Annotated in this window: 23 protein-coding genes and 2 pseudogenes; 11 read left to right on the forward strand and 14 right to left on the reverse strand. The window is 68.8% G+C overall.

Going from position 1 to position 19,344, the window contains the following annotated elements; all coding sequences use genetic code 11:
* Positions 1–436 precede the first annotated feature (436 nt).
* Positions 437–1,375: an alpha/beta hydrolase gene (locus AB0398_RS21845; RefSeq protein WP_366377268.1), complete on the reverse strand. Its 939-nt coding sequence runs from the start codon at positions 1,373–1,375 to the stop codon at positions 437–439.
* Between the two features lie 127 nt (positions 1,376–1,502).
* On the opposite strand from AB0398_RS21845, the gene AB0398_RS21850 reads away from it, so the two are divergent.
* Together AB0398_RS21850 and AB0398_RS21855 are read left to right on the forward strand one after the other, a co-directional pair.
* A complete protein-coding gene (locus AB0398_RS21850) occupies positions 1,503–2,138 on the forward strand; it encodes a TetR/AcrR family transcriptional regulator (RefSeq protein ID WP_366377269.1) in 636 nt (211 codons plus the stop codon).
* A gap of 31 nt (positions 2,139–2,169) precedes the next feature.
* Complete coding sequence (locus AB0398_RS21855) at positions 2,170–2,622, forward strand: GNAT family N-acetyltransferase (protein WP_366377270.1); 453 nt, start codon at positions 2,170–2,172, stop codon at positions 2,620–2,622.
* A gap of 149 nt (positions 2,623–2,771) precedes the next feature.
* Here AB0398_RS21855 and AB0398_RS21860 read toward each other — a convergent pair.
* Positions 2,772–3,049 (reverse strand): annotated as a pseudogene (locus AB0398_RS21860) (winged helix-turn-helix domain-containing protein); the annotation flags it as partial.
* A 201-nt stretch (positions 3,050–3,250) separates the two neighbouring features.
* On the reverse strand, positions 3,251–3,883 hold the full coding sequence (locus AB0398_RS21865; protein ID WP_366377271.1) for a TetR/AcrR family transcriptional regulator: 633 nt from the start codon (positions 3,881–3,883) through the stop codon (positions 3,251–3,253).
* A gap of 101 nt (positions 3,884–3,984) precedes the next feature.
* Here AB0398_RS21865 and AB0398_RS21870 point away from each other — a divergent pair, with 101 nt between their 5' ends.
* The 3 genes from AB0398_RS21870 to AB0398_RS21880 all read left to right on the forward strand — a co-directional run bounded on the left by AB0398_RS21870 (position 3,985) and on the right by AB0398_RS21880 (position 7,253).
* A complete protein-coding gene (locus AB0398_RS21870; protein ID WP_366377272.1) occupies positions 3,985–4,881 on the forward strand; it encodes an NmrA/HSCARG family protein in 897 nt (298 codons plus the stop codon).
* A gap of 196 nt (positions 4,882–5,077) precedes the next feature.
* On the forward strand, positions 5,078–5,764 hold the full coding sequence (locus AB0398_RS21875) for a deoxynucleoside kinase (protein WP_366377273.1): 687 nt from the start codon (positions 5,078–5,080) through the stop codon (positions 5,762–5,764).
* A 265-nt stretch (positions 5,765–6,029) separates the two neighbouring features.
* Complete coding sequence (locus AB0398_RS21880) at positions 6,030–7,253, forward strand: phospholipase D-like domain-containing protein (protein WP_366377274.1); 1,224 nt, start codon at positions 6,030–6,032, stop codon at positions 7,251–7,253.
* 287 nt (positions 7,254–7,540) lie between these two features.
* Here AB0398_RS21880 and AB0398_RS21885 read toward each other — a convergent pair whose 3' ends face one another.
* Both AB0398_RS21885 and AB0398_RS21890 read right to left on the reverse strand, forming a co-directional pair.
* Positions 7,541–7,837, reverse strand: a complete 297-nt coding sequence (locus AB0398_RS21885) for a hypothetical protein (protein ID WP_366377275.1) — start codon at positions 7,835–7,837, stop codon at positions 7,541–7,543.
* A gap of 282 nt (positions 7,838–8,119) precedes the next feature.
* On the reverse strand, positions 8,120–8,821 hold the full coding sequence (locus AB0398_RS21890) for a hypothetical protein (protein ID WP_366377276.1): 702 nt from the start codon (positions 8,819–8,821) through the stop codon (positions 8,120–8,122).
* A 6-nt stretch (positions 8,822–8,827) separates the two neighbouring features.
* On the opposite strand from AB0398_RS21890, the gene AB0398_RS21895 reads away from it, so the two are divergent.
* The 3 genes from AB0398_RS21895 (at position 8,828) to AB0398_RS21905 (ending at position 10,299) form a co-directional block, all read left to right on the forward strand.
* Entirely contained in the window at positions 8,828–9,034 is a 207-nt protein-coding gene (locus AB0398_RS21895) for a hypothetical protein (RefSeq protein WP_366377277.1), read from the forward strand.
* A 384-nt stretch (positions 9,035–9,418) separates the two neighbouring features.
* Positions 9,419–9,922 carry a pyridoxal-dependent decarboxylase gene (locus AB0398_RS21900; protein ID WP_366377278.1) on the forward strand — a complete coding sequence of 168 codons (504 nt, stop codon included), beginning with the start codon at positions 9,419–9,421 and terminating at the stop codon, positions 9,920–9,922.
* Positions 9,923–9,972: 50 nt separating this feature from the next.
* On the forward strand, positions 9,973–10,299 hold the full coding sequence (locus AB0398_RS21905) for a hypothetical protein (RefSeq protein ID WP_366377279.1): 327 nt from the start codon (positions 9,973–9,975) through the stop codon (positions 10,297–10,299).
* 52 nt (positions 10,300–10,351) lie between these two features.
* On the opposite strand, the gene AB0398_RS21910 is transcribed toward AB0398_RS21905, so the two are convergent.
* From AB0398_RS21910 to AB0398_RS21930, 5 genes are all read right to left on the reverse strand, one after another.
* Positions 10,352–10,609, reverse strand: a complete 258-nt coding sequence (locus AB0398_RS21910) for a DUF6221 family protein (RefSeq protein WP_366377280.1) — start codon at positions 10,607–10,609, stop codon at positions 10,352–10,354.
* A gap of 239 nt (positions 10,610–10,848) precedes the next feature.
* Positions 10,849–11,178 (reverse strand): deoxyxylulose-5-phosphate synthase, encoded by a 330-nt coding sequence (locus AB0398_RS21915; protein WP_366377281.1) that lies wholly within the window; start codon positions 11,176–11,178, stop codon positions 10,849–10,851.
* A 77-nt stretch (positions 11,179–11,255) separates the two neighbouring features.
* Positions 11,256–11,906 carry a hypothetical protein gene (locus AB0398_RS21920; protein ID WP_366377282.1) on the reverse strand — a complete coding sequence of 217 codons (651 nt, stop codon included), beginning with the start codon at positions 11,904–11,906 and terminating at the stop codon, positions 11,256–11,258.
* Between the two features lie 213 nt (positions 11,907–12,119).
* Entirely contained in the window at positions 12,120–13,058 is a 939-nt protein-coding gene (locus AB0398_RS21925; RefSeq protein WP_366377483.1) for a hypothetical protein, read from the reverse strand.
* Positions 13,059–13,366: 308 nt separating this feature from the next.
* Positions 13,367–13,639, reverse strand: a complete 273-nt coding sequence (locus AB0398_RS21930) for a DUF5133 domain-containing protein (protein WP_366377283.1) — start codon at positions 13,637–13,639, stop codon at positions 13,367–13,369.
* Between the two features lie 311 nt (positions 13,640–13,950).
* On the opposite strand from AB0398_RS21930, the gene AB0398_RS21935 reads away from it, so the two are divergent.
* Complete coding sequence (locus AB0398_RS21935; RefSeq protein WP_366377284.1) at positions 13,951–14,625, forward strand: DedA family protein; 675 nt, start codon at positions 13,951–13,953, stop codon at positions 14,623–14,625.
* A gap of 200 nt (positions 14,626–14,825) precedes the next feature.
* Here AB0398_RS21935 and AB0398_RS21940 read toward each other — a convergent pair whose 3' ends face one another.
* Both AB0398_RS21940 and AB0398_RS21945 read right to left on the reverse strand, forming a co-directional pair.
* A complete protein-coding gene (locus tag AB0398_RS21940) occupies positions 14,826–15,485 on the reverse strand; it encodes a hypothetical protein (protein WP_366377285.1) in 660 nt (219 codons plus the stop codon).
* Positions 15,486–15,667: 182 nt separating this feature from the next.
* Entirely contained in the window at positions 15,668–16,417 is a 750-nt protein-coding gene (locus AB0398_RS21945; RefSeq protein WP_366377286.1) for a ZIP family zinc transporter, read from the reverse strand.
* Between the two features lie 189 nt (positions 16,418–16,606).
* On the opposite strand from AB0398_RS21945, the gene mscL reads away from it, so the two are divergent.
* On the forward strand, positions 16,607–17,050 hold the full coding sequence (mscL, locus tag AB0398_RS21950; protein ID WP_366377287.1) for a large conductance mechanosensitive channel protein MscL: 444 nt from the start codon (positions 16,607–16,609) through the stop codon (positions 17,048–17,050).
* Positions 17,051–17,450: 400 nt separating this feature from the next.
* Positions 17,451–17,735 (forward strand): hypothetical protein, encoded by a 285-nt coding sequence (locus tag AB0398_RS21955; protein ID WP_366377288.1) that lies wholly within the window; start codon positions 17,451–17,453, stop codon positions 17,733–17,735.
* Here AB0398_RS21955 and AB0398_RS21960 read toward each other — a convergent pair.
* Positions 17,675–18,091 (reverse strand): annotated as a pseudogene (locus AB0398_RS21960) (transposase); the annotation flags it as partial. The gene AB0398_RS21955 and the pseudogene AB0398_RS21960 overlap by 61 nt on opposite strands.
* Before the next feature lie 387 nt (positions 18,092–18,478).
* A complete protein-coding gene (locus AB0398_RS21965; RefSeq protein WP_366377289.1) occupies positions 18,479–19,033 on the reverse strand; it encodes a TerB family tellurite resistance protein in 555 nt (184 codons plus the stop codon).
* Positions 19,034–19,344 lie beyond the last annotated feature (311 nt).

The raw sequence follows: 19,344 nt of genomic DNA on the forward strand, positions 1-19,344 counted from the left end.
CGATGAGGACGCGCGTCCTGAAATTCGGTTTGTACGCAGACGAGCAGGGCCTGGCACAAGTCGGCAGACTCGTCGGGGAGGCGGTGGGATCCCGGAGTGCCCGGATCGTCGGCGAGACCATCGTCCGCACTTTTCCCGGCAGCGGGCTGTCGACCGCTGACGTGTACGACCAGCTGACGCAGCAGTGGGCCGTGGAGCATCCCGCCCAAAGCAGCGGCGCGCGGGAACCCGTAGAACTGCGCGTCCATGTGCTGTGCTCTCTACGGACGTGACGGGCGATCCTTAAAGCAGTGATCAAGACCCTGTGTCCAGAGGGCACGGAGCCACACATCTGCCGTGTTCCATGGGCGGCTGCCTGAAAGGGCTCGCGATGCCCGAAGCCGTACGAGGCAGCCTCCGTGTGATGCCACCGGCGCCATCGCGCGCTGCCGCGGCCCTACGCGCCGGCCGCAGCGGGGCCGCGGGAGTCGACGTCCTCCATGAAGGACAGCATGCGGGCGTTGACCACGTCGGGGTGGTCGATCTGCGGGCCGTGCCCCGCCGCGGTGATGATTTCGGCGCGGGCTCCGGGGACGAGCCGGGGGACGCGTTCCAGCTGCCGCCTGGGGTGCACGAGCAGGCTGTGCTTGCCCATGATGACGTAGAGCGGGGTACGGATGGACCGCAGCGCGTCCTCGGTCAACGGCAGCGGCGCGGGGCGGCGGATCCGGTACGCGCGTGCGCCGAGCTGGATCCACTCGCGCATCTCGGGAACGGCGATGACCGGCTGGTCCAGCCACTTGGCGAGCCGGGGACGCAGCGCCTTGGGGGCGAAGGTGGCGAACAGGCTCACGAAGATCCAGGCGAAGAAGCGGAGACCGACCTTCTCCAGGCCGCCGGGGTCGAGGGCCGTGACAGAGGCGAGCCGCCCGGGCCGCCGGTGCGCCTGGTTGAGTACCAGCCAGCCGCCGTAGGAGGAGCCGACAAGGTGGACCCGGTCGAGACCCAGCGCGTCGAGGGCCTCGTCCATCCACCGCGCGGCGCGCTCGGGCTGCCACATCGGCTCGCGGTGGACGCTGCGGCCCGCGTCGCCCGGGGTGTCGAGGGCGTAGACGGGGCGGTCGAGGCTGAGCCCGGGGGTGTTGGGGTACCACATCGCCGAGCTGTAGCCGGCGCCGTGGATCAGGACGATCGGCGTCCGGGAGTCGGCGGCGGGGTCCGACGGCCCGTAGCGGTAGACGTGGGTGGTGCCGAAGCTGGTCTCCACATCCGTTTCGGAGCGGACAGGCGCCCCCATCGCGTAGAGGACGTCGGCGGCGGCGAAGAAGCGGTCGCGCAGAGCGTTGTTGACGTAGCGGCCGACGTCGCGGCGTATGCGGGCGGTGGTCTCGGGCACGGCGGCACCTCCTGTGAAGATCCGTTCTTCGTGGTACGACCGTATCACCAATGTGGTACATCGGTACCATGAAAGGATTCGGCCAGTGGAGCGCGAACCCATCGACGACGGGCGGAGACACGGAGACATGCCGAAGCGTGTGGATCACGAGGAGCGGCGCGCCCAGATCGCCGAGGCGCTCATCCAGGTCGCGGGGCGGCGGGGGCTGCATGCCGTCGGCATGCGCGAGGTGGCCGCGGAGGCCGGCGTGTCGCTCCGCCTCGTGCAGTACTACTTCGAGACCAAGGAGAAGCTGCTCTTCTACGGCCTCCACCATCTGACCGACCGCTTCACCGCACGGGTGGGTGCTCGCTTGGCCGCCGCGGGTCCGGACCCCGGCCCGCGGGCCACTGCGGAGGCCTTGCTGCTGGCCTCGCTGCCGACCGACGGGGAGAGCCGTACTTTCCATCTGCTGTACACCTCGTACGCGATCCTGTCGGTGACCGACGGGGCACTGGCCGCGCAGCCCTTCATCGACAGCCCCGACGCCGCGGAGGACTCCCTGACCGGACTCCTCGAGCAGGCGCAGGGGGTCGGCCTGGCCGACCCGGACGCCGACGCCCGTACGGAGGCGATCAGCCTGCTCGCGATGGCGGCGACCATGGGCACCGGCATCCTCGTGGGGCAGCGGAGTCCGGAGTCGGCGATCGCGGTGCTCCGTCACCACTTGGACCGGATCTTCACGACCGCCGGGTCGCCCGAGCGGGGAACGGGAGAGAACTGACGTGTCACGAAGCACTGGGGGAGGTTCCGGCGTGTTCGTAGCGACGGAGGACGTGTTCGATCCGGCGGAAATGCTGGACCTCTACGAGTCGGTCGGATGGGAGGGCTACACCCGCGACGTCGACAGGCTGTGCCGGGGCCTGGCCAACTCCCACCTGGTCGTCACGGCGCGAGACGGCTCGGGAAGGCTCCTCGGCCTGGCCCGCACGATCTCCGACGACGAACACGTCTGCTACGTCCAGGACGTCGTGGTCAACCCCGCCCATCACCGGCAGGGCATCGGCCGAGCCCTGGTCGAGCACCTCATGCGGCGATACTCGCACTGCCGCTTCTTCCTCCTGTCCACGGACCACGAGTCGGCAGCGGAGGGCAGGCGCAACCACGCGTTCTACCGGAGTCTGGGATTCCTGTCCTACGAGGAGAAGGAGATGGCGGGCTTCGGATTGCCCAGGAACCGCCCCGACATGCGCGATACGCCCTCCTGACCGGATCCGGCACGGAGCCCCGCGCCGACCGGAGCACCCGCTTCGGGTCGCGCGGGGACCACGTGGTGCGCAGGCTGCGCGTGGTTCCGGAACCGGACCGGGCGACGCAGAAGCCCCAGGTTTCCGCCCTGGGGCTTCGCGGAGGAGGGGAGGACGGGAATCGCACCCGTGGCCTTGGCACCCCAGGTGCGACCGGTGACCCGGTCCGAGCGGATCCCGACCTGGTCGCCGAAGAGGATCTCGCCGTTCTCCGCCTTCGCCCTGGCCTTGATCGCCGGTCAGGTCTCCTCACGCCAGATCCGGACCGCTTCCGGATCCTGCTCGACGGCCCGCTTGTCGGCCGCTGGAAGCTCAGACCCCACCGCTTGCGGCACTTGCCGACTCCGGGCTCGGTGAAGCGGACACCGTACAGCTTGGAGAGTCGACCAGGCCCTCGTATCCCCCACCAGCTCACTCACACACTGCCAACGGGCGTGAACTCACAGCGTTTCGGATCAATGAGCATGGAGACCGAGCGGGCCCGGACCAGTGAGCCGAGGCTCAGGAGCTGTCACCGGCGACGCCGGATGAACTGGTGGAGAGGGTCGGCCGAGGCGACTTGGTTGTCACCGATGAGGCATCTCATTTGTCACACGTGCTCATTCGGCAGACTTCCCGTCACCGGCGCCGAAGGACCGGAGCCCGCCGTCCCCCCGGCTGTGCGCTGCTCAGGGCTGAGCCCTTCCACAGCGAGGCGGAAGAGGCGGCTGGCCTGGATGTCGGGGGCCGTGTGGTGCTCAGTGGCCAGGGCGATGCCGACGGAGAGGGTCAGCAGGTCGTGAAAGGTGACGTGCGGTGCAACCGCCTTGTCGCGAATGGCCCGCTGGATCAGGGGCGTTGCGGCCGCTTCGATTCTGCCGCCGCAGCTGTTCGGGGAGGGTTCTTCGGTGGGGGGCTCATAGCTGAGGACATGGGCGAATCCGCGGGCCGAGACGGCGTAGAGAACAAAGGCGTGGAGCCACTCCAGGAGGGCGGTGCGGCCGTCCTCGGTCGCACTCAGCCGCTGGGCGCGCTCGCACAGGCCCTCGACGCGCTCCTGGAAGACCGCTTCGAGAAGGGCACGGCGAGTGGGGAAATGACGGCGTACGGTCGCCGAACCGACGCCTGCGGTGCGGGCGATCTTCTCCTGGGACGCCTGGGCGCCGTGCGCGGCGACCTCGGCTTCGGCGACGGCGAGGATGCGCTGATAGTTGCGTCGGGCGTCCGAGCGGTCACCGGTCATGATCTCCTCGTTGCTAAACGGCGGGCCCCGCCGTATCTTACCGGCAGGCAAAACGGCGGGCCCCGCCGTTTTGTCTCTCTGATCCGTGAGGAGCAGCAACCATGCCCAGCAGCAGCGATACCGTCCTGGTCACTGGTGCCACCGGCCAGCAAGGCGGGGCCACGGCTCGCGCGCTTCTGGCCGCCGAGGTGCCTGTACGTGCGCTCGTACGCGATCCGGGCTCGAAGCCTGCCCGGGCGATCAAGGCGCTGGGCGCCGAACTGGTGAGGGCAGATCTTTCCGACCGGGCTTCCCTCGAACCGGCGGTCGAAGGAGTCCGCGCGGTGTTCTCGGTACAGATGCCGCCGATGGCCGGGACCGGCGTGGACTTCGCGGGCGAACTCGCCCAGGCCACCAATCTGGTGGACGCGGCGAAGGCGGCGGGAGTGCAGCAGTTCGTACAGTCCTCGACCAGTGGGGTCGGCGAACACACCCGGGTCGCCGGCTGGGCCGAGGGCCGGTGGGCGGCGCTGGCGGACTACTTCCACACCAAGCAGGCGATCATGGAGATGGTGCGTGGTGCGGGTTTCGCCCGCTGGACGGTGATCAAGCCCGCCTTCTTCATGGAGAACCTGCCCCTGCTGGCACCCAGGGGGCCCCGCGGCGGACTGCTGACGGTACTGAAGCCGGGCACCGAACTGGCCCTGGTGGCCGTGCGGGACATCGGCACGGCCGCGGCACACACCCTCCTGGACCCCGACCGGTTCCACCAGGTGGAACTGGAACTGGCCAGTGACCTGCTCACGATGGAGCAGATCGCACAGACCTTGTCCGCCGCCTGGGGCGTGCCCGTGACCGCGCCCTGCATGACCATGGAAGAGGCTCTTGACGCGGGGATGCCGACGTGGGGAGCAGGACACGAGTGGAACAACGTGGTCCTGCAGCCCGCCCGGCCCGCATTCGCCCGGGAACTGGGCATCCCGCTCACCACCTTCGCCCAGTGGGCGGATGAGCAGTAGTCCGCAGTGCCTGGCCGGGTGTCACCAGGACGGCCACCGTTCGGGCCCTCTCCCGGATCACCTGCCGGGCACTTTCGCCACCCCACATCTGGGGTGGCGAGAGCATCACCTGCCCAGATGTAGTGTTGGCGAGGCTGGTGGCGTACCGGCCGCTCGTGCGCCCGCGGGGTGCGGGAGGCCAGGGGAGAAGTGAGGAATGGCAGTGATCTGCGTCGGCGGCATGATCGGTATCGGCAAGACGAGCGTCGCCGAGCTGCTCGCCAGGGAACTGGGGAGCGAGGTCTTCTACGAGAGCGTGGACGACAACCCGATCCTCCCCCTCTTCTACACGGCGACGCCCGAGGAGATCCAGGCGAAGCGCTATCCGTTCCTGCTCCAGCTCTACTTCCTGCAGACGCGGTTCGCCTCGATCAAGCAGGCGTACAAGCAGGGGAACAACGTCCTGGACCGCTCGATCTACGAGGACTGGTACTTCGCCAAGGTCAACCACGACCTCGGCCGCATCAGCGCCCTGGAGATGCGGGTGTACGAGGGGCTGCTCGACGAGATGATGCGCGAGATCGACGGCCTGCCCTACCGCAAGGCGCCCGACCTCATGGTCTACCTCCGGGCCGACTTCGAGACGGTGCTGCGCCGCATCGGACTCAGGGGCCGCGACTTCGAGCAGGACGCGGGCCTCGTCGAGTACTACCGGACGCTGTGGTCCGGCTACGACGAGTGGGTCCACCTCCACTACTCGGCCAGCGACGTCCTCGTCGTCGACATGAACCGTACGGACGTGGTGAACAACCCCGCGGACGCGGCCCGCGTCGTGCGCGAGGTGAGGGAGGCCCTGGCGGCGGCCGGCCACCGCCGGGCCGAAGCCGGTCTGGAACCTGCCTGAAGCCGCATCGCGGAGGATCGGCGGGAGGCGGGACGGAGCGGGGCAGGGGGGCGGGAAGCAGGAGGCAGTGCGGGGCGGATGGTCTGGTAGGTGCCGGCCCCGCCGTGAGATGGTCGTTGCCATGTCCTTTACATTTAGCCGCCCTTTACTTTCCGGTCCTCGTCTCCGATCGCATACGGGTACGAGTGCGGGTACGGGTACGGGTACGCCGGGTCTTCGTCGGCCAGGCCGTCCCGCCCGGATCCTCGCCGCCCTGCTCACCGCCGTGGGCCTGCTCGTCGCCGCGCCCGCGCCCCAGGCCGGCGCCGCGCCCGTCAAGCCGGTCGTCAACGGGCCCGTCTTCAACGACCCGTTCGGCACCCCCGTCCAGCAGAAGGCGATCTTCACCCAGCTCGTCGACCTCATCAACGCGACGCCCGCCGGGCAGACGATCCGCGGTTCGATGTTCGAGCTCGCCGACCAGGCGGTGGCCGACGCGCTGCTCGCCGCGCACACGCGCGGGGTCGGCGTCAAGCTCGTCGTGGACGACTCGACCTACGTCGACGCCAACGGCAAGGAATACGCCAACGCCGCCTACACCTCCCTCAAGAACGCCCTCGGCACCACCGACACCGCCCGCTCCTGGATCGTCGTCTGCGACGACCGCTTCGAGGACGCGGACGGCGTCGACGACGTGCAGCGCGGCTGCCTGAGCGTGGCGCCGCCCGGCCCGGCGTACAACCACAACAAGTTCTTCCTCTTCTCCTCCATCGGCCCCTTCGGCGACGGGACCATCTACTCCAAGGTCGTCTTCCAGACCTCCTCCAACCTCACGAACTGGTACAAGGTCGAATCCTTCAACGACGCCGTCACCTTCACCGACGGCCCCGTCCACGACGGCTACGCCTCCTACCACGAGAAGCTCCGCGCCGGCCGGTACCTCGCGGGCGGCAACAACAACGCCTACTTCTCCACCCCGACCGGCTCCACCTACCGCGGCTACTTCTTCCCGCGCGGCGACTCCTCCTACAACAACCCGGCCAGCGACACGATCGTCAACGCCCTCGACGAGGTGGCGTGCGCCTACACGGGCACCGACGGCAAGCGGCACCAGACCGACATCCGCATCGTCATGCTCTACTTCAACGACTCCCGCATCCAGGTCGCGAACAAGCTCGCCGATCTGCGCGCCAAGGGCTGCTGGATCGACATCGTGTACGCCTCCGCCGAGGCCAAGGTGAAGACGACGCTCACCAACGCCACCATCCAGCACCGCGCCTGCATGATCCCGAACGGACCCGGCATCGACGTGCGTCCGCACAACAAGCAGATCCTGATCGACGGCGACTACAACGGCGACATCACGCCCCGCGTGTACACCGGCAGCGCCAACCTCATCGGCTCGTCACTGCGCTCGGCGGACGAGGCGTTCGTCCGGATCACCAGCGCGGACTACCACGCCAAGTACCTCTCCACCTTCTACAAGATCCGCTCCGCCTGCGGCGGCTGACCCCGGCCGACGACCTGGGCGCGGAGCCGCCCGCGCCCAGGCCCCCTCACTCCCTCCGGCCCAGCGTCCACAGGACGTGGGCGCCGTCGTGCCGGACATCGATCGAGAAGATGACGGCGGGGGGGGTAGGACTTGCCCATTGCCCCCGAGGACTGCCAACGGACAACGAGGCGCGGCGTCCTGGCATGCCACGCCATGCCATGCAGAGCGTGGCGAAGACGTCGGTCACGGTCGCTCTGTCCATGGGGACGGGCTCTGGCACGGCTTCTGTGGTGGGCCTTTTTCGGTCAGGCGAGGGACTTGCTCGTGGGTTCCGCAGTGTCGTGGACCAGCTCGGCGAGCTGGAGCAGAAACCCGTACGTCGCCATTCGGCCGTGGATGCGAAGGAAGTAGGACCGGCTGGAGCACTTGAAGATCTCTCGTCGGTTCACCTTCCAGAGCTTGTGCGTGTACGTGTTCGCCGCCTCCAGCAGGGCCGATTCGGCTTCCTCCGCACTGCCGTCGAATTCCGCGAGCGTTCGTGCGTTTCGATCCATCTCACTGACACCGTCAACGGGTATGGCGAGCACAATCCATCTGGACACGCTGAGATCCGTTCTCCCCCGTACCGCCAGTCGCGGCACGCACCGCTCAAGTGTGACAGGCGCGCCCCCACCTCCAACCGGCACCCCGAAGTCGCGTAGGTGCGCATGCTCGTCTTCATCCTTCCGCTCCTAGCGGGTTGTCCGGACGATCATGTGATTTCTCTGTTCCCGCACAAGAGTCGTTCCTGTGGGCAAGGGCGGAGTGATACGAGCGGTGTTGAATCCGTTGCCCGAACCCTGGTTGCCGGACCTCCCTACCGGGCTCAGCGGCCCGGGAACGGATCAGCTGTGCTGTGCGGCCGAGCGCGGGTCGGAGGTGGCGATACGTTCGGCAAACCGACGGACCTGGTCCCCGACGGGTTCGTTCCCGGTGACGTACATGGTGCAGTGGCGAAACGTCGTCGCGAGGAGCGAATCCTCGACGCGGAACCGCATCGTGATGTGGGCCTTCTCGTCGCGGTCGCCGACCGAGACGCCGAAGCCCCAGGGCGGGGTCAGGCAGTTCCACCGCCGGTGCCAGTCGAGGGTGACCAGTTCCCGGGCCAGGAAGCGTGCGGCGGTGTCGACCGGCTCTTCCCAGCTGTGGTCGGCGGCGAAGCGGTCCAGCTCGGCGTCGTACCGGTCGGCGTCGAAGTGGGAGTCCGGTGGCAGCGGCACCCGGATGTCGTTCGTGTTCTCCCACGTCCACACCACCAGACCACCAGCCCGTTCGACGGTCACGAAGACGCCCCCGCAGCAATCGGTGACGCAGTAGTTGTTCGACAGCTCGACCCGCCGCGGTTCACCGCCGGCCCTCAGCGGCCACGTTCCGGGCGGGCCGATCAGCATCTCGTGAAAGAGGCTCGAATCGCTGTCGGGGTGGATCGTCTCCACGACATCCACCCCGTCGACCAGCACGCGGATCCGCGCCGCCGATCGCCATGACCTCGGATCCGCGGGAACATGCCGAAGGGAAAGGACATCGAACGGCTCGGAAGGCTCCATCCCTTCATGATCACACCTTCGGAACCGAACCTCCCGATCGGCGGACGGCGTCCATACCACCGGAACCTGGCGCCACACGAGCACCTCGACGAGCAGCACGACCGTCCGGGCAGGACCTGGACGGACGAGTCCCTCCACCGCTTCAGCGTGGACAACGTGTTTGCCGAGTCGTTCAAGGTGGCGTTCAAACGCGAGACGCTCCAGGGCCGGTAGAGCTCGTCCAGCGGATGTGAAGCCCTCCTCTATGTGTTCCGCCAGCTGTACCGCCGCAACATCCGACGCCGCCACTCCCCCTCGGACACCGCAGCCCGGTCGCCTACGGGGCAGTCCCCCGGACGACACCGACTGAGCTGACATCAGCCGCGTGACCCGTGTTCGAGGTTCGAGGTTCGAGGGAAAGCGTCATCGAAGTCGGCCAACGGCCTGACGTTCCACGGCACATGATGAGGGCATGGATCACATAAAGAAGACCCCTGGTCACTGGGTTCCGTCGGTTGTTCTGCGTATCGGTACAGCCGGCACGGAAACGGCGGCGTTGCTGCTGGGCTCCTCCGGCCGGAGAAGGCGAGGATGCGGGAACGGCTGTCCTCGATGGTGATGGGGACGTCCAGCAGGGTGGCGATCGCGTTGGCCAGGGCGAGGAGCGCGAAGCCGGTTTCGTTCACGACCGGTTCCAGCTCGTCGGCGTCGTCGAAGGGGGCGCGGACCCGGAACCTCTCGGCCCTGGCCACCGCGCACGACACGGCCCGGCGCCGACAGGGTCTCGGCCCATACGACCGCGTCCGGTTCGCCGTGTCCGACCAGGCCCACTCCTCCATCGGCAACGCCTTCCGCGTCATCGGTGTCGAACCCTCCGAGGTGCCGATCGTGGACCACCGCCTGACCGGCCCCGCGCTGCGCGCCGGTCTCCTGGTCCCCAGCGTCCGGGATCGCTACACGGGCATCGAGTACGCCGACTCGCTCGTCATCGACCCCCACAAATGGCTGTTCGCCCCGCTCGACCGCGCCGCCCTTCTCTACCGCGAGCCGCACCCGGCCCGGGCGGTCCACACCCAGGACGCCTCCTACCTGGACGCCCTGCACACCGACGACACGCAGTAGAACCCCGGCGACTATGCCCACCACCTCAGCCGCCGCGCTCGCGGCCTCCCTTGTGGTTCTCCCTCGCCGTCCACGGCACCCGCGCCTACACCGAGGCCATCGAGCACGCGCTGGCCCTCTCCCACAACACCGCCACGCCCATCCGCAACACCCCGCACCTCGAACTCGTCCGCGAACCCGAGCTGTCCACCGTGCTCTCCCGCCGGATCGGCTGGACCGCCGAGGACTACGCGCAATGGTCCGCCCGCCTCCTCGCCGGCCGGACCGCGTCCGTCGCGCCGACCGGCCGGCAGGGCGAGACCGTCGCCCGCTTCGCCTTCCTGCACCCCGAAACCACACTCGGGATGGTCGAGGAGACAGTGAACACCACCACCTGAGACCGACGGCTGCCCGCAATGGTCACCCAGGGGCTGTCTCTTTGATCGGCCTTTAAGGGCGCCATTCCTCGCAGTAATCCGGATGCTCCGCGTAGGACTGCGCGAGCACGCGGAGCGTGTAGATGAGGCCGTCGAAGCGCGGGTCTGCGGGGTCCATGGCCTCGCAGACCCGCGCAAGCGTGTCGATCAGGTCGAGCATCGGCAGGTGACTGTCGAGGACGGCGTCGCCACCGAAGCGATGGGCCACCTCGGCGTAGGCATGGTTGTCCGCCTCGTACCGGGCGTGAATGAACTTGAGAAGGTCGTCCATGGGGTGATCCTCGCGTGCTGAGGCCGCAGCCGGAAGCCTCCGTCTTCCGGTCCACACCCAATACAGAAGCTCGTTGATCACCTGCCGACGATCCCACCACCTGCCGCAACGCCCGCTGCACACCGACCGAAGCAGCTCCAGGCAACTCCGCTGCTCGTCCGTCAGATCACCGCGACCAGCCGTACCAAGCCGACGAGTCAGGTGACCCGACGGGCACGGCTGCTCCGCTGAGCCAAGGGTTACGACAGTTCGCGGCGCACCAATGCACGCGCGAACGGCTCGCCGGTCCTGCGCGCGTACGCCATCCGCTCGCGCACCTCGCCGAGTGTGCGCGGACGATAGCCAGGGCCGCCGCAGCAGCTCTTGTGGAAGCGGACACCGGCATTCAAAAGTACCGACAGGGTCCGCCAGGCAGCCGCGTCGCGCCGCCGCGGCGTCGCAAAGGCGGAACCCACATGGATCAACGGCTCGGCACAGCGTGGGCAGATCCGGTCGTGGTCACCGCGGTAAGGCTGCTTGTAAGAGGCCCGACAAGGCAGGCAGACATAGGGGGTCTTCGCGTGGGCCATGCGGGCCAGAGTACGGCCCGTCCGGGACGAACTCGACCAGGTTTCCGTGACATCCGACAAGATCGAAGAGGCAGACCCTAGCCGGTCTTGCGTTCCAGCTTCCGCCGCAGCTCCGCGTACAGATGCCCCGGCACCTCGCCGGCGTACACGGCCATCACCCCGCCCACCCGCGCCACGGTGAACCGCAGGCCGTCCTCCCGGCCGCCGGGCCCGCCCCCGCCGATGACGAAGGAGATCACCTCGTCACCGGCATGCTCCGGCGCCGCTGCGGGCCACAGGGTGAACTTCCTTGGCCATTCCTCGTAGTGCGGCATGCCCTCGAACCGGGCGCACCGCGGCACGGCTCCTGCCAGGTCGGCCATGAAGGCCTTCGCCTCCTCCTCCGAGTAACTGGTCAGCTCCACCTCCCACCAGCTCCTGCCGCCCACGACACCCACCGGTATCGCCGCCGCACGGGCTCGGGCCGTCCAGGTCTCCGGGAAGGGCGACCACAGGACATCTCCCAGCGGCGTACAGGGCTGATCGATACTCCCGAAGGTGGTGTTGGGCCGCTGCATGTCCACTCGGTACCCCGGGACGTCCTTGGTACGGGGCAGCACCCGCATCAACTCGTGCACCGTCAAAGGACCGTCGACCGACGGCGATGCGGCCACGAGTCCGCCGCCCAGCCCGAACACACCCAGCGCCACCGCGGAGACCGCTCTGACAGCCTTCCGCCGAAGGTTCATATGATCTTCCTCCCCACGGACACCCTACCCACCCCCAGGAATCGAGCCGGGCACGGCGCCCTACAGCTCTCCCCCGCCGTCGTTGGGACGACGCGGTCCAGGGCGTGTCCGGCGGATCCTGGCCGGGGCCGCGACGCCTGGGCACTGTCCGGCGGAACGTGACCAGGAACCGGAAGGCCGTCCTGACTGGCACCGGTAGGGACGACAGCCCTTTCAGTTCTTACGGATGCGGTGGGCCTTGGCAACAAGCCCCCGGGGCAGCTTCGGTCCCGCGCACGCGTAGTCGATCAGCAGGTTCCGGTAGGTGGTGTTCGCGATCTCCGGCGCCAGGTCGATCAGGGCCCTCAGATCATCGGACGAGCCGGTGAGGCGTGTGCGGTAGGCGGCGCTCGCCGCGCGCAGGGCGACTTCGTGAGGTTCGTATCGCAGGCCCTGTTCAACGAGGCCCGCGGCGGCGGCGAAGTCGCCCTGCTCGGCACGCACGTCCGCCAGGTCCAGGTAGAGGGACCAGTTGGTGGAGTCCAGGAGCAGGGCGCATTCGAAGGCCGCGGCAGTCTGATCCAGGTCGCCCCTCACGCGCCAGGTGGCTGCTCGTGCGACTGCGGTCCACATGACCCGATCGACGGCATCGGCGCGGTCGCACAGCGCGAAGGAGAGTTCGTACCGGCCGCAGGCCCGGGGCAGCCGGGCCATGGCGGCCAGCGACTCCGGCACGGGATCCCGTTCGGACACCGCATCGAGGGCATGGAACCAGGGCGCGAACCGCTCCCGCATCTCGTCGGTGTCCAGGTCGTGGCCGTAGTCCAACGTCCGCAGACACGCCTCGGCCAGCGCCGCAGCACTCACCGCACCGAGAAAGCGCGCATCGCCGAACCAGGGCGCAGCACCCCATGCCACGTGGGGCCGTACACCCGTGACCGAACCGAGAGCCATCACCGCGTCGTCCATGTCCCCTTCGAGGAACAAGAAGTACGCCTGCGCCAGCACAGCGCTCAAAGAGCCGTCCTCTTCGAGGCTCTCCTTCAGTTCCGAGCGTCGGTCCTGCCACAACTCGGCGAGGGCCGCATAGGGCTCCGGAGCCGCCGGTGCCGAGGCTATCGCCCCCACCAAGAGCTCCACGGCACCCACCGGGCTTCCGCCGCAGTGCGCCATCACACCGGCGAGACCGACTCCCGCCGCCACTGATCGATTCGACATCGCCAGAGAATACCCGTGGCCAAAGGTTCTGTGAGTGAGCACTTCCGCACCGACGGCGGCACCGCTGTCGGTGGTCCGTCAGTGACGGCAACCCTGCCGGCGACGACGGCGCGCAAAGCGACGATCACCCCGGTGGACGATCAGACCAGTCGACGATCGGACCAGGAGGGGAGAGCCCCTCTCCACGCACCGCCCGCTCCTGCCGAGGTGCCGGCCCGCCCCCGAGGTGGTTCATCACGGACAGGGGCGGGACCATCGGGCCGTCAGGCGGCCAGCTCCGTCACCGGCAGGTCGGTGGCGGACGGACGCGAGCGAACCTTCGTCACCCGGGACGCGGCAAGCAGGGTGTCGGCGGCCGCCAGAGCGTCCTCGACTCGGTTCGTGCCGGTTACCACACACAGGGTGTACGAGACGTCCTCCAGTCGTTGTCCCTCCCTCTTCTCACCACGCACTTCGGCAATACGAAGATCGGCATAACGGGTGAGCAGGGAACGGAGGAGGCGGGAATCGGGTGTCAACACAGGCCGGCCTTTCACGGTCCAACAAGTGACACCCGTTTGCCCCGCCCGCGCCTGAACATGCGCCCCCGGGAAGAATTCGTGCCCTCAGGGCCCCCCGTCGCCTGGCTCCTCACCTGCAGGACGATCGTGACGTGGCGTGGCGCGGCCCTGCACAGGGAGATACGTCCGCATCCGTTCCGTCCGCGGGGGTGGGGATCGTGACGGAGCGGGTAGCAGGGAAGACACTCCCGGGCCGTGGACCGTCATCGGCCGGTGCGCCTCCTGGCGAGGAGAAAGCAGGAGCGTACACCCGGGCGACCGATGGACCCGGCGGCTTGGAGGCCACCATGCACCACCCCGCGTACTCGGCGGCACAGCAGTCCCACCCCTCGGGCGGACCCGCGAGCTGGGCATCAGACCTCATCGAGGCTCTGGGAGGCCCTGGAGCCGGCCTGGCCGTCGCGTTGGAGAACCTCTTCCCGCCCCTGCCGAGCGAGGTGATCCTCCCCCTGACCGGCTTCGCGGCCGGGCAGGGCGTGCTCACGCTGTTCTCGGCGATGTTCTGGACCACCCTCGGCTCGGTCGTGGGAGCCCTGCTCCTCTACTGGCTCGGGATGCTGCTCGGGCGCGAGCGCGTGCACGCCCTCTGGGCCAGGCTGCCGCTGGTGAAGGTCTCCGACTTGGAGCGCACGGAGAAGTGGTTCGCCGAGCACGGCAACAAGGCGGTCTTCCTCGGCCGCATGGTGCCGGTCTTCCGCAGCCTCGTCTCCGCCCCGGCCGGGGTGGAGCGAATGCCCCTGCCGTTGTTCGTGACGCTGACCGCGCTCGGCAGCCTGATCTGGAACGCCGCCTTGATCATGGCCGGCTACTGGCTGGGCGACCAGTGGAACGTGGTGGAGAAGTACGTCGGTTTCCTCTCCAAAGCCGTCCTCGTCCTGAGCGCCCTTGCCCTCACGGCCTTTGTGGTCGTGAGGTGGCGCAATCGCGACCGTGAGCACCACGCTCGCTCGGACCGCACTTGAGATCTCACTGATCGACGCGTGAGAGTGTTCGGGGACCGGGCCGGGTTGCTGATCGGCCGGGGGTGAGTCGACGGACCATGACGCCGGTCATCGCCCAGCGGATCATGGCCGCACCAGGACCCCCGCCTTCGCCCACAGAGCCGCCCGCCACCCGGTCACCGCGAACGGCTCCACCACATGAGGATACTCGGCGACAACTCCTAGCGGGCCGCGTTCAACAGGGGGTCGTGCTCCGGGCAGGGCGGGCGCAGGGACGGGGCCGGAACCCGGTAGTGGATTCGGTCGCGCAGCCGGCCCGTCCACGGCTCATCCTGGGAGGCGCGCCTGACGAGCAGATGGCGGCTGCTCCCTCGCGCGAGATGGGTGCGGTACTCGTGCAACAACGGGTCTTCGGGGCCGAGGAAGTCCCTCGCCTGATCCTCCACCAGGCAGAACGGGCAGTGAGTGCCGGGCGGCAGGTGGAACTGGCGGCCCTCCGGCCGCGTGTCGTCACCGAAGGCGGTGAGCACCAGGGCACCCCTGGGTGACACGCAGACACCAATGACCTGCGGCCCCGGGGCTTCGGTCACCGCCCGTACGAGATCGTGGAAGCGGGCGGTGTCCACGCGCTCGATCCGGGCCACTGTGGCGCGGAGCGCCGCGAACGCGCTGGCCGTGGCCGCCAGCAGGGAGACCACCGCGACCACCGGTGCCGCCCAGGACGGACCGGTCGCCCAGAGGGTCCAGAGCAGGATCACGTTCAGCGCCGCCATGAACAGCACCGCCGTGCCGAGCCCGGCACGGCTCTTGCGCACGACGCGGTACGAGAACGCCAGGAAGGCGCCCACGAGGACCGGCATGATCCAGTCGGGTGCCGTCATCCGCGTAAGCCGTCGTATCGCATCCCAACTCCCCCTTGAAAAAAGGCGTTCGACGCTCGATGGCGACTTGCCCGTTGCGGCGTCGACCTCCCGGACATGCTTCCACCATGGGGCCGGTCGCCGCCAGCTGTCGGAGCGGAATGCCCCCGGCGCGCGCCGAGGCCCGCTGCCCCGGGCACGCCCTAAAGGTGGGCCAGAGCGAACGCCGACAGGAAGCCGATCACGGTGACCAGGCCCGTCAGCAGGTGCACCCTGCCGTACGCCTCGGGGATCATCGTGTCCGCGATCATCGCCAGTATCGCCCCGCCCGCCACCGCCGTGATCGTCGCCATCACCGCCGCGGACGCACCGCCCAGCAGGGCGTAGCCGGCCAGTGCCGCCAGACCGCTGACCACGGCGATGCCTCCCCACAGGGCGAACACGTATCCGCGACCGCGCCCAGCGGCACGCATCCCGGCGGCGCTCGCGAGTCCCTCGGGCAGGTTGCTGATGAACACCGCCCCCACCGTCGCCACTCCCAGGTGCCCGCCTCCCAGCAGGCTGGTACCGATGACGACGGATTCCGGGACCCCGTCCAGCAGCGCTCCCAGGGCTATGGCGTTGCCCGACCCCGGCGTCTCGTCCTCGGAGGGCTGCTGTTCCCCGGAGCGCTTCCGGTACCGCGCGCCGCGCCGGGCCAGGAGGGCATTGGCCCCCGAGTACACGGCGGCACCGCCGACGGCGCCGATGACCACGGGCACCATGCCGGAGCGTTCGTACGCCTCGGCGATGAGTTCGAACGACACCGCGGCCATCAGGACACCGCTGCCGAAGGCCATGACCAGTGCGATCAGCCGGGGCGGAACCCGCACCAACGTGCCGACGGCCGCCCCCACCAGCAGGGCCGCCCCCGCGAACAGACCCCATCCACCCGCAACCAACGCTCCCGTCACAACCGGCCCCTCTCACCATCGTCGACAGATGCGCCCCTCCTACCCGCCGAACAACAGAACAGCGAACGCCGGCACGATCCCGACCGGCACCCGGCAGGTATGGGCGGGGCGCGGCCGGGCATCCGGGCAAGGAACCGGCCGCACTCCCGGGCCGCCCGTCGACGTCGAGAAACTCCGAGGAGCGAGAAGGTGAAAGGATTCCGCAGCTTCATCCTGCGCGGAAACGTGGTCGACCTGGCCGTGGGCATCGTCATCGGGGCAGCGTTCACCGCCGTCGTCAACGGCTTCGTGAGCGCCTTCCTGACGCCCCTGGTCGGGCTGGCCGCCGGCGCCACCGGCGACATGAACCGCAAGTCCTTCACCGTGGGCGCCACTCAGTTCCCCTACGGTGCCTTCATCAACGCGATGATCAGCTTCCTGCTCCTCGCCAGTGCTCTGTACTTCCTCGTGGTACTGCCGATCAACAAGCTGCACGAGCGTCTCGCGCCGCACCAGGACGTCCAGGCGCCCAAGCGGGACTGCCCCGAATGCCTCAGCCCCGTTCCGGCCCAGGCCCGCCGCTGCGCGGCGTGCACCGCTCCCCTGCCCGCGGTACCCGTCCAGCCGGGGACCACGACACGGCGCATCGAGTAGCAGACTGTCGGTTCCGGCCCTGTCGGCGTGGGGCCCGGTGCGGTAGAGGATGAGGATGTACGCCGCGCAGGGGTGGTCGGGGTCGGGCAGCCGGTACATCGTGCACAGGGCACGGTGAAAGGCGGCCAGGTAACCGGAGGCCGACCGCAGGGCGCTCAGGACGCCGCCGATCAGCAGCGTCCACGGTGAGAAGGGCGCTGTGCAGGGTGCGGCGGCCGCCGGAGAGCGGGCGAGCCCGGCCGCGAGGTCTTCGCCGATCGCCTCGTGCAGCGGCGCCAGGACGTTGGCGGCGGCGTCGGTGTCGGTTCAGGGCGTCTGGAACGATACGTCCGTGCATGCTGATGATCAGGTTGGCGAGGGTGTCCGCGCGGAACGGGAGTGTTCGGGCTGCGACCGCCGTGTGTTCATCGTGGACAGCGAGGAGTACTGGAACGAGGAGTCCTGGGAGGACGACGAGCCCGGCGAGGCCGGCTGCCCGTGCGGGAGCGAGGAGTTCGAGGCCGCGGTGGCGTTCTCGCTCGGCAACGACAGCTCGGTCCGCTGGGTGACCATGGGCCTGCGGTGCATCAAGGATGGGTTCTGCGGGGTCTATGCCGACTGGAAGATCGACTACGGACCAACGGATCATCTCCTGGCCATGGTCCAGGTCTGCGGAGCGACGGCTCGAATGGGCTGCGGTTCATAGAGGGTTCCGTCGCGGAGCATCGCGAACAGGACGTCTGCCCGGCGTCTGGCGAGGCAGAGCAGGGCCTGGGTGTGGTGCTTCCCTTGGGCGATCTTCTTGTCGTAGTAGGCCCGCGATGCCGGGTCGTCGAGTGCGGCGAACGCGGAGAGGAAGAAGGCCCGTTTGAGCTGCTTGTTTCCGCGTCGGAAGGGCTGCTCGCCGCGGATCGAGGAGTCCGAGCTCCGGGTTGCTGGGGCGAGGCCGACATAGGCGGCGAGGTGGCCGGCGGTCGGGAAGGTGCTGCCGTCGCCGACCTCGATCAGGATGCGGGTCCCGGTCCTGACGCCGACGCCCGGCATCGACGTCAGGACCTTCGACTTTCCGATGCCGAACCGGTGCCGTAAACCTGCGAAGACATCCACCGCGCACTGTCCCCCGACTGATCGTGGTGTGCTCGCTGGAGAACGAACCTGCTCTGAACGAGTTCGGAGTACGAACCACCGCCAAGCCGATCCAGGCCGCTCTGCGGGCCGGCGGTGGACCGGTCGTCGCATGCGCCACCTACGCCTACCTGGTCGACCGGGACGACCCGGTGGGGCCGGCGCAATCCGCGGGCCGCACGCCTCTTCACCGAGATCAGCGGGTCAGCGGGTCAGCGGGTCAGCGGGTCAGCGGGGCAGCGGGTCAGCGGGTCAGCGGGTCAGCGGGTCAGCGGGTCAGCGGGTCAGCGGGTCAGCGGGTCAGCGGGTCAGCGGGTCAGCGGGTCAGAGACCGAACTCCGCCGACGTCAGGCCGAGCGCGGCACACGCTTCGCGGATGATCTGCTCCTCGGCAGGCTCGATGAAGCCGTCCGCACCTGCGATCACAATGCCGGTCTGGATGACGGCCCGCGCCTCGGCGGGCTTCTTCGCCACCTTGACGACCTCCTGGAGCACCGCCGCCTTGCCCATGACGAAACCGGCCGAAAGCTGGTCGACGTGCTTGCTGAAACGCTGGCGGAGCTGGTCGGCGGGGAAGTTCTGAAGCACGTCATTGGTGAGGATGAGCGATTCGACGTGCTGGCGCTCGGCCGGATCGACCCGTCCGTCGGCGGCGGCCACCAACGCGCACATGGCCATGCTGGCGTCCCGGAAAGCGCCGCTCTTCAGCTCCGTCTTCAGCGACGTGAGCTGCGACTTCAGCGCGCTCACGAGCTCGGCCCTGGAACCGCCCCCGGACCGTGCACCGGACGGCCCGTGGCCGCCGGAGCCGCCGCGCGCCCCCTGGGCCTGCTGCAGACCCCTGGCCGCCTGGTCCTTGATCCGATCCCACATCGCCACTCGTGCCACCTCAACTTCTGTTACGTCGTGCCTCACCGGGCACGCATCATCGCGCACCACCCTGCCAACGCCCTCCACGCACCGTAAAGTTCCGCCACCACAACTGACACGACACCCTCGACACACATGCCACCCCGACACAGGAACAGTCACGTCCGGCAGAGTCTTCGATGGAGATGACATGGACGGGTGGCGGTGGCAGTAACAAGAACCGTGCACCTGGGCACAGTTGTCGCCCGAACAGCAGGAGCGGCTGATCGCCCTGGCCGTCCAGGCGCCTCCTTGCGGTGCGGCCTCGCAGCCCTGGCCCG

This window comes from Streptomyces sp. NPDC086147 (assembly GCF_040702165.1).
Taxonomy (GTDB): Bacteria; Actinomycetota; Actinomycetes; order Streptomycetales; family Streptomycetaceae; genus Streptomyces.

Excerpts from the sequence above, each read along its gene's own strand:
- AB0398_RS21870 (WP_366377272.1), top strand. The coding sequence starts at position 3,985 with ATGCCCAGCAGCAGCGATACCGTCCTGGTCACTGGTGCCACCGGCCAG.
- AB0398_RS21900 (WP_366377278.1), top strand. The coding sequence starts at position 9,419 with ATGGGGACGTCCAGCAGGGTGGCGATCGCGTTGGCCAGGGCGAGGAGC.
- AB0398_RS21890 (WP_366377276.1), bottom strand. The coding sequence starts at position 8,821 with ATGGAGCCTTCCGAGCCGTTCGATGTCCTTTCCCTTCGGCATGTTCCC.
- AB0398_RS21925 (WP_366377483.1), bottom strand. The coding sequence starts at position 13,058 with ATGGCGCACTGCGGCGGAAGCCCGGTGGGTGCCGTGGAGCTCTTGGTG.
- AB0398_RS21895 (WP_366377277.1), top strand. The coding sequence starts at position 8,828 with ATGATCACACCTTCGGAACCGAACCTCCCGATCGGCGGACGGCGTCCA.
- AB0398_RS21915 (WP_366377281.1), bottom strand. The coding sequence starts at position 11,178 with ATGGCCCACGCGAAGACCCCCTATGTCTGCCTGCCTTGTCGGGCCTCT.
- AB0398_RS21850 (WP_366377269.1), top strand. The coding sequence starts at position 1,503 with ATGCCGAAGCGTGTGGATCACGAGGAGCGGCGCGCCCAGATCGCCGAG.
- AB0398_RS21875 (WP_366377273.1), top strand. The coding sequence starts at position 5,078 with ATGGCAGTGATCTGCGTCGGCGGCATGATCGGTATCGGCAAGACGAGC.
- AB0398_RS21920 (WP_366377282.1), bottom strand. The coding sequence starts at position 11,906 with ATGAACCTTCGGCGGAAGGCTGTCAGAGCGGTCTCCGCGGTGGCGCTG.
- AB0398_RS21865 (WP_366377271.1), bottom strand. The coding sequence starts at position 3,883 with ATGACCGGTGACCGCTCGGACGCCCGACGCAACTATCAGCGCATCCTC.
- AB0398_RS21910 (WP_366377280.1), bottom strand. The coding sequence starts at position 10,609 with ATGGACGACCTTCTCAAGTTCATTCACGCCCGGTACGAGGCGGACAAC.
- AB0398_RS21935 (WP_366377284.1), top strand. The coding sequence starts at position 13,951 with ATGCACCACCCCGCGTACTCGGCGGCACAGCAGTCCCACCCCTCGGGC.
- AB0398_RS21940 (WP_366377285.1), bottom strand. The coding sequence starts at position 15,485 with ATGACGGCACCCGACTGGATCATGCCGGTCCTCGTGGGCGCCTTCCTG.